Source organism: Streptomyces sp. SLBN-118 (assembly GCF_006715635.1).
Lineage (GTDB): Bacteria > Actinomycetota > Actinomycetes > Streptomycetales > Streptomycetaceae > Streptomyces.
Map to the genome: position 1 here is coordinate 1,406,970 of NZ_VFNP01000002.1, position 14,683 is coordinate 1,421,652.

The 14,683-nt window shown below is 71.1% G+C and carries 11 protein-coding genes; 8 read left to right on the forward strand and 3 right to left on the reverse strand.

Annotation, left to right across the window (positions count from 1 at the left end; all coding sequences use genetic code 11):
• Positions 1–112: 112 nt before the first annotated feature.
• Complete coding sequence (locus FBY35_RS25050; protein ID WP_142216236.1) at positions 113–2,308, reverse strand: molybdopterin oxidoreductase family protein; 2,196 nt, start codon at positions 2,306–2,308, stop codon at positions 113–115.
• A 139-nt stretch (positions 2,309–2,447) separates the two neighbouring features.
• Here FBY35_RS25050 and hmgA point away from each other — a divergent pair, with 139 nt between their 5' ends.
• The 4 genes from hmgA (at position 2,448) to FBY35_RS25070 (ending at position 6,984) form a co-directional block, all read left to right on the forward strand.
• Positions 2,448–3,767: a homogentisate 1,2-dioxygenase gene (hmgA, locus tag FBY35_RS25055; RefSeq protein ID WP_142216237.1), complete on the forward strand. Its 1,320-nt coding sequence runs from the start codon at positions 2,448–2,450 to the stop codon at positions 3,765–3,767.
• A 13-nt stretch (positions 3,768–3,780) separates the two neighbouring features.
• Complete coding sequence (locus tag FBY35_RS25060; protein WP_142216238.1) at positions 3,781–4,530, forward strand: GntR family transcriptional regulator; 750 nt, start codon at positions 3,781–3,783, stop codon at positions 4,528–4,530.
• Between the two features lie 32 nt (positions 4,531–4,562).
• Entirely contained in the window at positions 4,563–5,726 is a 1,164-nt protein-coding gene (locus FBY35_RS25065; RefSeq protein WP_142216239.1) for a type ISP restriction/modification enzyme, read from the forward strand.
• 61 nt (positions 5,727–5,787) lie between these two features.
• Positions 5,788–6,984: a CaiB/BaiF CoA-transferase family protein gene (locus FBY35_RS25070; RefSeq protein ID WP_142216240.1), complete on the forward strand. Its 1,197-nt coding sequence runs from the start codon at positions 5,788–5,790 to the stop codon at positions 6,982–6,984.
• Between the two features lie 46 nt (positions 6,985–7,030).
• Here FBY35_RS25070 and FBY35_RS25075 read toward each other — a convergent pair whose 3' ends face one another.
• Positions 7,031–7,294 (reverse strand): hypothetical protein, encoded by a 264-nt coding sequence (locus FBY35_RS25075; RefSeq protein ID WP_186357060.1) that lies wholly within the window; start codon positions 7,292–7,294, stop codon positions 7,031–7,033.
• Between the two features lie 257 nt (positions 7,295–7,551).
• Here FBY35_RS25075 and FBY35_RS25080 point away from each other — a divergent pair, with 257 nt between their 5' ends.
• The 4 genes from FBY35_RS25080 to FBY35_RS25095 are packed head-to-tail and all read left to right on the forward strand — an operon-like array spanning position 7,552 to position 13,776.
• Positions 7,552–9,087 (forward strand): DUF4331 domain-containing protein, encoded by a 1,536-nt coding sequence (locus FBY35_RS25080; protein ID WP_142216241.1) that lies wholly within the window; start codon positions 7,552–7,554, stop codon positions 9,085–9,087.
• A 34-nt stretch (positions 9,088–9,121) separates the two neighbouring features.
• Complete coding sequence (locus FBY35_RS25085) at positions 9,122–10,528, forward strand: tetratricopeptide repeat protein (RefSeq protein WP_142216242.1); 1,407 nt, start codon at positions 9,122–9,124, stop codon at positions 10,526–10,528.
• The gene (locus FBY35_RS25090) at positions 10,525–12,078 is read left to right on the forward strand and encodes a nickel transporter (RefSeq protein ID WP_142216243.1); all 1,554 of its coding nucleotides are present in this window, start codon (positions 10,525–10,527) and stop codon (positions 12,076–12,078) included. The genes FBY35_RS25085 and FBY35_RS25090 overlap by 4 nt, the downstream gene beginning before the upstream one ends.
• Positions 12,079–12,120: 42 nt before the next feature.
• Positions 12,121–13,776 carry a serine/threonine-protein kinase gene (locus FBY35_RS25095; RefSeq protein WP_142216244.1) on the forward strand — a complete coding sequence of 552 codons (1,656 nt, stop codon included), beginning with the start codon at positions 12,121–12,123 and terminating at the stop codon, positions 13,774–13,776.
• Here the strand turns inward: FBY35_RS25095 and FBY35_RS25100 are convergent.
• Positions 13,760–14,569: an SGNH/GDSL hydrolase family protein gene (locus FBY35_RS25100; protein WP_142216245.1), complete on the reverse strand. Its 810-nt coding sequence runs from the start codon at positions 14,567–14,569 to the stop codon at positions 13,760–13,762. The two genes, FBY35_RS25095 and FBY35_RS25100, sit on opposite strands and share 17 nt — an antisense overlap.
• Positions 14,570–14,683 lie beyond the last annotated feature (114 nt).

A 14,683-nucleotide genomic window follows, 5' to 3' on the forward strand; every position in this document is an offset into this window, starting at 1 on the left:
CTGATCAGATGATGCCGAAGAGAATTCCGGCGCCGAGGACGTTCAGCGATGTGAGGGCCGCCCATTTGACGACGAGATGTTGACGCGTGAGCAATAAGAGCAAAACCCCAGGTCATCGCACCGGTGACAGGTCGACGGGGAATCCGTTGAGCACAGCGGTGCCGGACAGCGGGTCGAGCCGTGAGCCGTCGAGCAGCTGATTGACATTGACTCCGGGGCGCGCGGCCGCCACCGACATCCGGGTGCCGGGCCGGTCGTGTCCCCATCCGTGCGGCAGGCTCACCACTCCGGTCCGTACCGCGTCCGTGATCTCCACCGGAGCTTCGACCTGGCCGCCGTCCGAGGTGATGCGGACCGGGACGCCGTCCTCGAGTCCCAGCCGGGCCGCGTCGTCCGGGTGGATCTGGAGGGTGCAGCGGTTTGAGCCGCCGTTGAGCGTGGCGACGTTGTGCATCCAGCTGTTGTTCGAGCGCAGATGGCGGCGCCCGACGAGGACGAGGGAGGTGGTCCGCTCCTCCAGCGCGCGCCGCAGCCTGGGCAGATCGGCGGCGATCGGGGCGGGCAGCAGTTCGATGCGTCCGCTGCGGGTCTTGAGGATCTGCGGAACGCGCGGCTGGAGCGGGCCGAGGTCGACGCCGTGCGGGTTCTCCAGGAGCTTGTCGAGGCTGAGGTCGTACGGGCCGAGGCGCAGCATCATGTCGAGCCGCCGTTCCGGTCCGGTGCGGCCGGTGAGCTGCTCGGCCAGCTCCTTCGGGGCGCCCGCCTTGGTGAGGGTGTTCTCGATGACCATGTCGTCGACGGCGCTCGGCTCGGCGCCGTGCATCCCGCCCACGGCGAGCACCAGACGGGCCTGGATCTCGCACTCGTCCATCCGGCCCTCCTCCAGGGGGACGACCGCGGGGGTGAAGCGGGCCTGGTTGCGGACGGCGAAGGCGTTGAACGCGAAGTCGAAGTGGGAGCTCTGGGACGGCGGCGGCGGGGGCAGGACCACATCCGCGTGCCGCGACGTCTCATTGAGATAGGGATCGACGCTGACCATGAAGTCGAGCCCGGCCAGCGCGCGGTCGAGGCGGTCGCCGTCGGGGGCCGAGAGCACCGGGTTGGCCGCGATGGAGATGACCGCGCGGATACGGCCGTCCCCCGGAGTGTCGATCTCCTCGGCCAGCGCGGCCATGGGCAGTTCGCCCTTGGCCTCGGGGTATCCACTCACCCTGCTCGCCCACCGGCCGAGCGCGAAGCCTTTGCCGGGGGCGGCGGGGCGTGGAGCGCGGTCGGTGGCGGAGAGCGGGAAGAGTGCGCCGCCGGGGCGGTCGAGGTTGCCGGTGATCACATTGAGCACGTCCACCAGCCAGTTGGTTAGCGTGCCGTACTCGACGGTCGAGCTGCCGACGCGGCCGTAGACGGCCGCGGTGGGCGCGGCGGCGAGCTCTCGGGCGATCGTACGGATCTCCTCGGCATCCATGTCACAGGCTGCGGCGACCGCCTCGGGGGTGAGCTCCCGTACCGCTTCGCCGACTTCGTCCACCTGCTCGACGTGCGTTTCGAGGGCGCCGAGGTCGGTGAGCTTCTCCTCGAAGAGGACGTTGGCGATCGCGGCGAGCAGCAGTGCGTCGGTCCCGGGCCGGATGGCGACATGCCGGTCGGCCAGCTGCGCGGTACGCGTACGGCGCGGGTCGACGACGGTCAGCGTGCCGCCGCGCCGCCGCAGCGCCTTGAGCTTGCCGGGGAAGTCCGCGGCGGTGCACAGACTGCCGTTGGAGTCCAGGGGGTTGGCGCCGAGCAGCAGCAAATGGTCCGTGCAGTCCAGATCGGGGACGGGGATGGCGACCGCGCTGCCGAAGAGCAGGCCGCTGGAGACGTGCTTGGGCATCTGGTCCAGGGTGCTGGCGGTGAAGAGATTGCGGGTGCGCAGCAGTGTGAGCAGGACGGGCGGATAGAGGGCACCGGCCATGGTGTGGACGTTCGGATTGCCGAGGATCACCCCGACGGCATTGGGCCCGTGCTCCTCGATCAGCGGCCGGATCCGGGCTGCGACCAGGTCGAAGGCCTCGTCCCAGGTGGCCTCGCGCAGCTCCCCGTTCTCGCGCACGAGGGGGGTGCGCAGCCGGTCGGGATCGGCGTCGAGCTCACCGAAGGACGCGCCCTTGGGGCAGATGAAGCCCTTGCTGAAGACATCCTCACGATCGCCTCGGGCGCCGGTGACACGGGTGCCCTCGATGGTGAGGGTCAGCCCGCAGGTGGCCTCGCAGAGGGGGCAGATCCGCAGGGCGGTGCGGGTGGCGGTGGGGGTGGGGGCTGTGCGGGGCATGGGCCCTCCCTGGGGCGACGGCGATGCGGCCGAGCATACCGACCGGTATGCAGGGTGGGGAGGGGTCGCGAACAATTGACGAGGCGGTCCCGCAATCCTACGGTTGTCCATAGGATTCCTTCAGCACCGGGAGCGGACGATGAGCGGCATCGAGCAGGCGCGCAAGACGGCCGAAGGCCTTGAGCACCTGACCGGCTTCGGCAATGAACACAGCTCGGAGGCCGTGCCGGGCGCGCTTCCGCACGGACGCAACTCGCCGCAGCGCGCCCCGCTGGGGCTCTACGCCGAGCAGCTGAGCGGCAGCGCGTTCACCGAGCCGCGCGCCCACAACCACCGCTCATGGCTGTACCGGATCCGCCCCTCGGCCGCGCATCCGCCGTTCACCCGCATCGACAACGGCGGCGTACGCAGCGCGCCCTTCACCGAGACCGTCCCCGACCCCAACCGGCTGCGCTGGAACCCGCTGCCGGATCCCGCTCCCGGGACCGACTGGCTGGCCGGACTGTGGACGCTCGGCGGAAACGGTGACGCGACCCAGCGCACGGGCATGGCCGTGCACCTGTACCACGCCAACTCCTCCATGACGGACCGGGTGTTCAGCGACGCGGACGGCGAACTGCTGATCGTGCCGGAGAGGGGCGGACTGCTGCTCCGCACGGAGCTCGGGCTGCTCGCGGCCCGTCCCGGCGAGGTCGCGCTGATCCCCCGCGGCGTCCGCTTCCGCGTCGAGCTGCTCGACGAGAGTGCCCGGGGCTATGTCTGCGAGAACTACGGTCAGCCGTTCCAGCTGCCGGACCTCGGCCCGATCGGCGCGAACGGCCTGGCCAACGCCCGGGACTTCCTCGCGCCGGTGGCGGCGTACGAGGACGTGGAGGGCCCGGTCGAGGTCGTCAACAAGTTCTGCGGAAACCTGTGGGCCGCGACCTACGACCACTCGCCGCTGGATGTCGTCGCCTGGCACGGCAACCACGTTCCGTACGTCTACGACCTGCACCGTTTCAATGTGATCGGCACGATCTCCTACGACCACCCGGACCCGTCGATCTTCACCGTGCTGACCTCGCCCAGCGACACCCCGGGCCTGGCGGGCGTCGACTTCGTCGTGTTCGCACCGCGCTGGCTGGTCGGTGAGGACACCTTCCGGCCGCCGTACTTCCACCGCAATGTGATGAGCGAGTACATGGGCCTGATCGAGGGCGCGTACGACGCCAAGGCGGAGGGCTTCGTTCCGGGCGGCGGCTCGCTGCACAACATGATGTCCGCGCACGGGCCCGACCGGGAGACCTTCGACCGCGCCAGCGCCGCCGACCTCAAGCCCCAGAAGATCGACGACGGGCTTGCGTTCATGTTCGAGACGCGCTGGCCGGTGACGGCGACCGGGCAGGCGGCGAGCGCCGGCCATCTGCAGAAGGGCTACGACGACGTATGGCAGGGTCTTGAGCGCCACTTCCGGTCGTAGTACGGAGTACGCCGTGACCGCCTTCGCCCCCGATTCGCTGGTCCTGAACCGCAAGCTGCCGCTGTGGTACCAGGTCTCGCAGTCACTGCGCGCCTCGATACTGGGCCGAACGCCCGAGGCGTCGCTGCGGCTGCCCACCGAGGAGCAGCTCGCCGCGCACTACGGCGTCAGCGTGCTCACGATGCGCCAGGCCCTCAAGGAGCTCGAGGAGGAGGGCCTGATCAGCAGACACCGGCGGCGGGGCACATTCATCGAACCGGGGGCGCGGCGGGGAGCGCCGAGGCGGCTGCTGGGCTCGATCGACGCGATCGTGGCCCAGCAGTCGGGCGAGCGCACGACGATCCTGGGGCACGGCCCCGAGCCGGTGCCCGGCGACCTCGCGGAACATTTCCCCGAGGAGGCCGAGGTCGTGACATACCGGCGGCTGCGCTGCGACGGCGAGAGCGGTGAGCCGACCAACTGGGCCGAGAACGCGGTCCGTCCGGACATCGCGGCGCGGCTGGACATCGCGGACCTTCAGCGCTGGCCGATGACGAAGGTGCTGCGGGACGGGGTGGGGGTGCGGATCAGCCGCATCACGGACACGGTGGAGGCACGCCTGGCGGACCCGCGGACGGCGGAGCTCCTGAAGGTGCCGCTGCTGAGCCCGATCCTGCACTACACAGGCGTGACGTACGACGAGAAGGGCCAAGTGGTGGACGTGGCTCGCATCCGGTACCGGGGGGACCGTTTCTCCTTCTCGGTCACGGTCGACGCGGAGTGAGCCCTGTCGGCGCCCGCCGTTAGCATTTCCGCATGCCGATGCTGGACGAGCTCATGCCGTGGGGCACCGGACCCCTGCGGCTGGGGCGACCCTGGGTGATGGCTCCGGATGCCGCTTCCCTGAAGGCGCGCTGGGAGGCCGTCGTACGGGCGGAGGGCGTCGGGCAGGACGCGCTGTTCGGTTGCACCCGGGCGCGTACGCCGCGCAGTGCCGTCAGTCAGCTGCCCGGGCAGAGCAGCGGGACGCCCAGGTTCGTGCGGGAGCACGGGCCCTGTCCCGCGCCGGTGCGGGTCTGTCACGGCGCCTTCGACGAGCAGTGGCTGATTGCCGACCACCGGCTCATCGATGTCGCCAGGCCCGAGCTGTGGCGGGTGGCCGACGAGCGGCAGCTGTTCGTCGTGGAGCACGGCTGGGTGGCTCAGCCCGCGGGGCCCGCCGTGAGCATCTGCGCGGTGCTGCCCGACGGGCGCTCCCCCGCCGGACGGCCCGGCCGGATCCGTCCGCTCTACCGGAGGCCCGGCGGCCGGGAGCCGAATCTCGCGCCGGGTCTGCTGTCCGCCCTCGGCAGCCGTTACCGGCGCGAGGTCGACGCCGACGAGGTGCTGGCATGGATCGTCGCGGCCGCCGAACCCTCGGCCGCCGGATGTGTCGTGCCCCTTCCCGCCGACCCCCGGGTATGGCGGTCCGGCGTGGAGTTGGGGCGAGAAATGACGCGGATCCAGCTGCGCGGGGCCCGGGGCGGCGAGCGGCCCCGGCTGCCCGGCGGACGCCGGCCGTATGTGCGGGCCGCCGTGCCCGCAAGGCCCGGTGCGATCGCGTACGACGCCGAGGAGGAGGTGCTCAGTCTGGGCGACGGCCGCATCTCTCCCGTGCCCGCCGAGGCGTGGGACTTCCATGTCGCCGGTGTTCGCCTCCTGGAACTGTGGTTCGAGCGCCGTACCGCCGCGGCCGAGCCCGGGACGCTGGAGGCGATACGGCCCGCCGTGTGGCCGCAGGAGTGGACCTCTGAACTGCTGGAGCTGATCACCGTCCTGGCTCTGCTGGGTGAACTCCGCAGCCGACAGGACGAGTTGAAGGTGGAGGAGGAGATCACCGACCTGCCGGGCGTGCTTCCGCCGCCCGCCTCGGCCCGGCGGCCCGCCTCCGTACTCGACCATCACGAAGAGGGACCGGAGGGTCAGTTCGCCCTGGTGTGAGGGCGAGTGCCACTCGCTCGGGGGTGACAAAGGTGGCACGTACACGGTAGGCACGGCTGTTATGAACCATCAGCCCCTCCCCCTCGACGGGATCACGGTCGTCGCCGTCGAACAGGCCGTCTCGGCGCCGTTCGCCACGCGCCAGCTCGCTGATCTCGGGGCCCGCGTCATCAAGATCGAGCGCCCCGACGGCGGAGATTTCGCCCGCGGCTACGACACCGCGGCCCGCGGGCTCGCCTCGCATTTCGTCTGGTGCAACCGCGGCAAGGAGTCCATCGCCGTCGACCTCAAGGACCCCCGCGGTCTGGACATCGTGCGCCGGCTTCTCGCGGATGCCGATGTGTTCGTACAGAACCTCGCCCAGGGAGCGGCGGCCCGGCTGGGTCTGGACGCGGCCACCCTGTGCGCCGCGCACCCGCGGCTGATCGCCGTGGACATCTCCGGCTACGGCGCGGAGGGACCGTATGCGCACAAGCGCGCGTACGACATGCTCGTGCAGTGCGAGGCGGGCCTGGTCTCGGTGACGGGAACCGCCGAGCAGCCCGTCAAGGCGGGTATTCCCGCGGCCGACATCGCCGCCGCGATGTACGCCTTCTCGGGAGTGCTGGCGGCTCTGCTGCGACGGGGGACCACAGGGCTCGGCGGGCCCGTGGAGGTCTCGATGCTGGACTCGCTGGCCGAGTGGATGGGGCATCCGCTGCACCACGGGATGCATGGGGGCGAAGCCCCGGCGCGCACGGGGGTCGCGCACGCCGTCATTGCTCCGTACGACGCCTATGGGACGGCGGACGGCGGCCACGTGCTGCTGTCCGTACAGAACGACCGGGAGTGGCGGCGGCTGGCCGAGCAGGTACTCGGCCGGCCCGGGCTCGCGGACGATCCGGTCTTCGCGACCAACAGGGCCCGCACGACGAACCGGGAGCGGACCGACGCGGTGGTGGCCGAGGGCCTGTCGTCCCTGAGCCGCGACGAGGCGATCGACAAGCTGGAGGCGGCGGGCATCGCGTGCGCGCGGCTCAACAGCGTGAACGACCTGGCCGCGCATCCGCAGCTCGCTGCACGCGACCGGTGGCGGGAGGTGGACTCACCGGCGGGAACGCTGAGAGCCTTGCTTCCGCCGGTCGTCCTTCCGGGCGGGGACGAGGCCCGGATGGGTGCGGTTCCCGCACTCGGCGAGCACACCGACGCGCTGCTGAAGGCCCTGGGGATGACGGATGCCGAGTCAGCGGCGCTGCGCCGGGACGGTGTGATCGCCTGAGCGCGTTCGCCTACGGGTGAAGCGGAGTAGGGGACGCCCACGCCCCCTAGCGGCGGCTGCCGAAGAGTGAGCGACGCAGCCGCCTGAGCGGCGCGAAGAGCGAGACTCGCGCACTCTTGCTCTTGCGGCTGTGCGCGACATCACGCGAGGTGAGCTCACGCATCAGCGACGTCGCCTCAGCCGCCTCACCCTGCGGGACGGCGGGACCGCCCAGCACCGAGAGATGTCGGTCGAGACGCGTGCTGGTCGCACTGCTCCCACACGTGATCGCAGGGACACGCGCCCTGCTGCGCATTGCTATCTGTTCCATGTCACTCCCCACCCGTACGAGGGCACCCGGCCCGGGCAGGTTAACCCTATCGCCCCGCCGCCACACTCGTGTATCCCGCCCGCAGGATTCACCACACCCGTACGCGAGTTGACGACTACTCACCGAATACCTGTGATTCCAGGGCGACTTGGACAGCAGATCGACAAAACTTCTCGGACTGGCGACCAATCCGTTCCGTCCCCCGCACCGAATGGCTGGCATCGGAGCAGAACCAGCACTCGCGAAGGACGGATTCGATGACCGCATTGAGCAGCAGCGGGCGGGGGCCCAGGAGGCTCGCCGCTCTTACCTGCGTGGCGCTGGCGGCCGGGGCGCTCGTCGCCTCCGGCGTGACCGGTGTCGAGCCGGGCACGGCCAGGGCCTCCAGCCACCGGGAGGCACCGCTGATCTCCGGACAGCCCCAGTACGACAACACGGACCTGTACGCGTTCGTCAGCCCCGACAAGCCGGACACCACCACGATCGTCGCCAACGTGCTGCCGTTCGAGGAGCCGGGCGGCGGCCCGAACTTCTACAAGTTCGCCGCGGACGCCCAGTACGACGTGCACATCGACAGTGACGGCGACGCCCAGGGCGACCTGATCTACCGGTGGACCTTCAAGGACCACGTCAAGAACGGCAATACGTTCCTGTACAACACCGGTCCGGTCACCACGATCGACGACCCGGACCTCAACATCACACAGACGTACGACATCGACCTGCTGAGGCTGAAGAACCAGCATGTGATGCACTCCACGAAGATCGCCGACGATCTGCCCGTGGCTCCGTCGAACGTGGGCAAGGCGTCCATGCCGGACTACCAGGCCCTGCGCGACCAGGCCGTGCAGCAACTCGCGGGCGGATCGACGGCGTTCGCCGGTCAGGCGGACGACCCCTTCTTCGCGGACCTGCGCGTCTTCGACCTGCTCTACGGCGGGAACCTCTCCGAGGTCGGCAACGACACGCTCAAGGGCTACAGCGTCAACTCGCTCGCCCTGCAGGTGCCGACCGCGTACATCCGGCAGTCGGAGAAGCAGCCGATCGTCGGCATCTGGTCCACCACCCAGCGCAAGACCGCGAACGGTCACTGGGCGCAGGTGTCCCGTCTCGGGATGCCGCTGGTCAACGAGGTCGTCATTCCCGTCAAGGACAAGGACAAGTTCAACGCCTCCCACCCGTGGAACGACGGAGACTTCCTGAAGTTCGTCACCGAGCCCGAGCTGCCGAAGCTCATCGAGGGCATCTACAAGATCAAGGCCCCGGCCGAACCGCGCAACGACCTCGTCTCGGTGTTCCTGACGGGCGTCGACAAGCTCAACAAGCCGATGCACGTCAAGCCCGCGGAGGCCCTGCGGCTCAACACCTCCATCGCTCCGAGCGCCGAGCCCAAGAGGCTGGGCGTGCTGGACGGCGACAACGCCGGATTCCCCAACGGCCGGCGTCTGAGCGACGACGTCCTGGACATCGCGCTGCAGGTCGTCGAGGGCGAACTGGTCGGTTCGAAGAACGACTTGGGCGACGCGGTCAACGAGAACGACCAGAAGTTCGGGGGCGCCTTCCCGTATCTGGCGCTGCCGACGGAGGGCTCGCGCGGCCCGCTCGCCAAGGAAGGCGCGGCCAAGGACGCCCAGGGCAACCTGCTCAGCGGGGGCGCCTCGTCCGCCTCGTCCAGCAGCGCATTCACCGACAACACGCTGATCGCCTCCGCGATCGCCGCGGGTGTGGGCGTGCTGCTGGTCGCGCTGGGTCTGAGCTGGTGGCGGATGCGGCGCCGCAACGTCTACCGCTGACCGGCCCGACACGACGAGAGGAAAGGGCAGAACGATGTCCCTGCGAAGGGCGCCAGGAACGACCGCGGCCGACGGCCGCGACCCCGGGGGCCGGGAGACCGGCCCCCGGCCGGGGGCGGGACGTGTGGTCGGGATGCTGCTGCCGGCCGGGGTGCTGGCCGCCGCCCTGACCGTGGGCATCGTCGTGTCCGGCGGCGCGGGCGACGAGCCCCCCGCGGCCCGGACAGCCGCGCCCGTGGCGGATGCGCCGTTCGACCGGATCGGCACCGGTGACCTCGCCCGCGGGGTCACCGGCCTCCAGGCACATCTGCGGGCGCAGCCCAAGGACGCGCGGGGGTGGGCGGCTCTGGGTGCCGCCTATGTCGAGCAGGCCAGGACCAGCGGTGACCCGACCCGGTATCCGCAGGCCGACAAGGCGCTTGCCCGTTCCCTGGCGCTCCAGCCGCAGGACAACGACACGGCACTCGCCGGTCGTGCCGCGCTCGCGGCGGCGCGGCACGACTTCCGCGGGGCGCTGCGCGCCTCGGAGGCGGCGCTGAAGGTCAACCCCTTCAGTGAACGTGCGCTGGCCTCCCGGATCGACGCGCTCGTCGAACTGGGCAGCTATCCCAAGGCGCTGGCGGCGGCCGAGCAGGCGGACGGCCGCCGCCCCGGCATCCCCGTCTTCACGCGCTACGCGTACGTACTGGAGCTGCGCGGCGACATCGCGGGCGCCCGGCGGGTGCTCGGCGGCGCGCTGAAGTCGGCCTCGTCCCCGGGCGACACGGCCTATGTCGCGACCGCCCTGGGCCAGCTGGAGTGGGGCCAGGGGGCGTACGCCCCGGCGCAGCGGTACTTCACCACGGCGCTCGACGCGGACCCGGCCTATCTGCCCGCACTTGAGGGGCAGGCCCGCACCCGGGCCGCGCGCGGCGACACCAAGGGCGCGATGTCCGGGCTCGAAGCGGTGGTGGACCGGCTGCCGCTGCCGGGGCAGCTGGTGGCGCTGGGTGAGCTGTACGAGGCGGCGGGCCGGGCTGCCGACGCCCGGGCCCAGTACGAACTCATCGGCACCTGGACCGAGCTGGCTCGCGCCAACGGCGTCGACACCGACCTGGACACCGCCCTGGCGCTCGTCGACCACGGCGACAGGGCCGAGGCGCTCAGGGCCGCTCGCGCCGAGTGGGGCAAGCGCCGGACCGTGCACACGGCAGACGCGCTGGCCTGGGCCCTGCACGTCAACGGCCGTTCCGCAGAAGCCCTCCCGTATCTGGCCACTTCGGCGCCGGCAGGCTGCCGCAATGCCATGTTCCTGTACCACCGCGGCATGATCGAACGCTCCGCCGGCCGGACGGCCGCAGCCCGTGCGTCGCTCGCCACCGCGCTGAAGATCAACCCCGGCTTCTCCCCCACCGGTTCACGTGCGGCCCGGGCCGCGCTGAAGGCTCTGGAGGCGTCATGAAGAGGCGTACGACCGCCGTCGGCGCGGCGGTCCTCGTCGCCGGTGCCGCGCTCGCGGTGCTGCCCGCCGGGACGGCAGCGGCGCATCCCCTCGGGAACTTCACAGTCAACCGCTACGACGGACTCCTTCTCGCGCCCGGACGGCTCGGCGTCGACCACGTGGAGGATCTGGCGGAGATACCGGCGGCCCAGGCCCGTACGAAGATCGACGGCGACGGCGACCGGGAGATGTCCCCCGCGGAGCTGTCCGCGTGGGCGGCGGCGCGCTGCCGGGACGCGGCGCGGGACAGCCGTGTCACGGTCGAAGGGAGCACCGTGGCGCTCACGCCCGGTGCGAGCCGAGCCGAGGTGCGCCCCGGGCAGGCCGGACTGCCGACGCTCCGCGTCGAGTGCAGGCTCACGGCCGAACTGCCCGGGGGGCGGCAGGCGATCGGCTTCCGGGCCGCGGGCGGGGCCAAAGGACCGGGCTGGCGGGAGATCACGGCCCGCGGCGACCGGATGACGCTCACCTCGTCCGACGTACCGAAGACATCGGAATCACGGCGGCTGACGAAGTACCCCGACGGGCAGCTCTCCTCGGCCCCGGACCGGACGGCCGCGTCGGTCTCGGTCACCCCTGGCGGTGCACCCGCGTCGGCGGACGGGCGGGAGGCGGCGGCCCCCGCGTCCGTACTGCCGCGCGGCGCCGACCGCTGGACGCGGGCGCTGACGGACCTGGTGGCCCAGCGCGACCTGACCGCGGGATTCGCCGCGCTGGCACTGGCGACCGCGCTCCTGCTCGGCGCGATGCACGCGCTCGCGCCGGGCCACGGCAAGACGGTCATGGCGGCCGCCGCGGCGGCGGGCGGCCGCAACTCCCTGCGCGACGTGCTGTCCCTCGGCGCGTCGGTGACGATCACGCACACGCTCGGGGTGTTCGCACTCGGCGGCCTGATCGCGCTGGGCTCGGCGGCGGCACCGTCGGTGGTCGCCTGGCTGGGCGTCGCCAGCGGGGCACTGGTGGCGGTGGCGGGTGCGGTGCTCGTACGCAGGGCGTGGAGGACGCGGGGGGCCGCGCACGGGCATACGCATGGGCACGGTCATGACCACGGGCACGGACACGGCCATGACCACGGCCACGCGCATGACCACGGGCACACCCACACCCACACGCATGACCACGGCCTCGCGCATGACCACGGGCACACCCACTCCCACGAGCACCGCTCGCTCGGCCTGCGTTCCACCATCCTGCTCGGCTTCGCCGGCGGGCTCGTCCCCAGTCCCTCCGCCGTCGTCGTCCTCGTGGGCGCCGCCGCCCTCGGGCGGGCCTGGTTCGGGCTGTTGCTCGTCCTCGCGTACGGCGCCGGGCTCGCCCTCACCCTCGCCGCAGCCGGCTTCGCGGCGGTGCGGCTCGGCGAGCGGGCCACCCGTCTGCTCGCCGATCGCAGCCGCCACAAGGGGCGGCTGTTCTCCGCCGCCCAGCGTGCGCTTCCCCTGGGCACGGCCTGCATCGTGCTCGTCATCGGATGCGGATTGGCGCTCAGGGGGGCGGCAACAGCCCTTGCGTGAGGTAATTTGGGGTAGTTCCTCTGCTACCGATGGGGGCTCGCTGTGAGCGAAGTGCCGGGCGATTCGCGGCTGGTGGCGGGACGTTACCGACTGCTGAGCCCCCTGGGTGAGGGCGGGATGGGCGTGGTGTGGCGCGCCCGCGACGAAGTACTGAACCGCGAGGTGGCCGTCAAGGAGGTCCGCGCCCCGGCCGGTCTCGGCGCAGCGGACGAGCGGCGGCTGTACGCGCGTCTCGAGCGTGAGGCCTGGGCCGCGGGCCGGATCTCCCACCGCAATGTGGTGACCGTCTACGACGTGGCGACCGAGGACGGCCGCCCCTGGATCGTGATGGAACTCGTGCGCGGGCTCGCCCTGTCCGACGTACTCGACGCGGAGGGCCCGCTCGCACCGCAGCGCGCCGCGCACATCGGCGCCGAGATCCTCGCCGCCCTGCGCGCCGCGCACGAGGCGGGTGTACTGCACCGGGACGTGAAACCCGGGAACGTGCTGATCGGCAACGACGGCCGGGTGGTGCTCTCCGACTTCGGCATCGCGACGGTGGAGGGAACCTCCAATCTGACGATGACGGGCGAGCTGATCGGCTCTCCCGAATTCCTCGCGCCCGAGCGGGCGCTGGGACGCACGCCGGGGCCCGAGTCCGACCTGTGGTCGCTCGGCGTGCTGCTGTACGCGGCGGTCGAAGGCAACTCCCCGTTCCGCCAGAACACCCCGCTGAACACCCTGCGCGCCGTCGTCGACGAGGAACTGCCGCCGCCGCGCAGGGCGGGGGCCCTCGCGCCGGTCATCGCGGGGCTGTTGCGCAAGGATCCGGCGCAGCGGCTGCCGGCCGCGGAGGCGGAGCGTCTGCTGCGGGTGGTGGGCGCGGGCGGCACGGCGGTTACGACTCCGGTGCCGCCGGGACCGTACAGCCCCACCGTCGCATCGACGACCCCGACACCTGTCGGGCATACGCTTCCCCGGCCGCCCGCGCCCCTGCCCACTCCGGCCACCACGGCCACCACCGGTGTGCCGCCCGATCGGGCCCGGCGGGCGACGGTGGTGCTGGTCGCCGGGGTTGCGGCGCTGCTCCTTGCCGTCGGCGGTCTGGCCTGGGCGCTGGTCAACCGCGACAAGGGGAACGAGGGCGACGGGGACGGCAACGGCGGCTCGGGCTTGGCGACGGGAAGTTCGAGCGCGAGCCCCGGCGCAACGGCCTCCTCCCCCGCAGGAGGCGGGACGGACGGCGGCACCACCGGCAACAGCGGAAACCATGGCAACAACGGTGGCGGAAACGGCGGTACGTACACTCCGCCGCAGACAGTCAGGGTCTACGCGGAGACGGTGCACGGCAGTTACTCGGGCACCTGTCCGCCGCCCGAGGCACAGGCTCCGGCCTTCCGGGCGACGATCACGGTGGGTCGCACCCCCGCCTCCGTCGACTACCGCTGGGCGACGAAGAGCGGAGAGAGCTCCGACTCGAATTGGAAGACGCTGGACTTTGAAGCCGGGGGCCCGAAGCAGCAGCAGGTCAACCACGTCGAGCTGACGTACAAGCAGGGCGGGACGTACCACGACCGGATCCGGGTGGAAATCCGGAGTCCGGTCGAGGCACGCTCCAACTGGATCGGCTTCTCGGTCACCTGCGAGCAGGAGTCCCCGACGGAAGGGAGTTCCTACACGCCGAACGCCACGAACGCCGTTCTCAGGCGTGTGAGCTGAAGACGGGCAGGTAGCCGCCGGACTGTCCGGAGGCGGTGGGGTGGTACGACTCGCCGATGTTGAGCCAGTTCAGGCTGTGCAGCCATGCCGACCCGGAGCAGATCTCGTGTCCGGTGAAGGCGGGGGTGACATCCGCGAAGAAGAACCCGTGGTTCGCCGCTCGCTTCGCGGTGGCGGCGTTGAGGTAGTCCGCGGCGCCATTGATCGCGGACCGTTCGTTCTCGCTCAGTCCGGCGATGCAGCTGCCGCCGAGCTTGTAGAAGCGGGGGTAGCCGAGAACGACGACGTGGGCGGCGGGTGCCTTGGATCTGATGGCCGAGTACACGGAGTCGAGCTTGCCGGGCAGGGTTGTGTCGACGTAGGCCTTGGCCTGATTGATCCGGTTGATGCAGCTGGACTCGGACTGCAGGACGCAGGTGGTCATGACGTCGGAGAAGCCCGCGTCATTGCCGCCGATGGTGATCGAGACGAGGTCGGTCGCCGAGCTGAGGGGGCTGAGCTGACCGGCCGTGACATCACCCGTACGAGCGCCCGAGCAAGCGGTGAACGCGAACGACGAGGGTGAATGCGCGGCCGCCCAGAGCTTGGGGTATGCCTTGGTGCTGCGCTTGCAGGCGCCGCTCGCACTGTCGTAGCTGCCGGCGCCGACACCTGATGAGTAGGAGTCGCCCAGGGCCACATAGTCAAGGGCGAGGGCGCTGTCCGAGGCCTGTGCCTGGCCGGCTCCGGTGAGAGCGAGGACGGCGCCGAGGAGGAGTGAGGATGAGAATGCCGCGATTCGGGACAGTTTCATGGAACCTCCCTTTAGCAGGATCTCTGCCTCAACTTTCGTAGCAGCGGGCATACTTCACCGGAAGTGTCCATGCCAAGAATGTTGCGTAAGCGCTTGTTGACGGCTTCTTGCGCG

What these genes read in the sequence shown, in the direction of transcription:
- FBY35_RS25075 (WP_186357060.1), bottom strand. Translation starts at nt 7,294, where the DNA reads ATGGAACAGATAGCAATGCGCAGCAGGGCGCGTGTCCCTGCGATCACG.
- hmgA (WP_142216237.1), top strand. Translation starts at nt 2,448, where the DNA reads ATGAGCGGCATCGAGCAGGCGCGCAAGACGGCCGAAGGCCTTGAGCAC.
- FBY35_RS25065 (WP_142216239.1), top strand. Translation starts at nt 4,563, where the DNA reads ATGCCGATGCTGGACGAGCTCATGCCGTGGGGCACCGGACCCCTGCGG.
- FBY35_RS25085 (WP_142216242.1), top strand. Translation starts at nt 9,122, where the DNA reads ATGTCCCTGCGAAGGGCGCCAGGAACGACCGCGGCCGACGGCCGCGAC.
- FBY35_RS25050 (WP_142216236.1), bottom strand. Translation starts at nt 2,308, where the DNA reads ATGCCCCGCACAGCCCCCACCCCCACCGCCACCCGCACCGCCCTGCGG.
- FBY35_RS25100 (WP_142216245.1), bottom strand. Translation starts at nt 14,569, where the DNA reads ATGAAACTGTCCCGAATCGCGGCATTCTCATCCTCACTCCTCCTCGGC.
- FBY35_RS25070 (WP_142216240.1), top strand. Translation starts at nt 5,788, where the DNA reads ATGAACCATCAGCCCCTCCCCCTCGACGGGATCACGGTCGTCGCCGTC.
- FBY35_RS25090 (WP_142216243.1), top strand. Translation starts at nt 10,525, where the DNA reads ATGAAGAGGCGTACGACCGCCGTCGGCGCGGCGGTCCTCGTCGCCGGT.
- FBY35_RS25080 (WP_142216241.1), top strand. Translation starts at nt 7,552, where the DNA reads ATGACCGCATTGAGCAGCAGCGGGCGGGGGCCCAGGAGGCTCGCCGCT.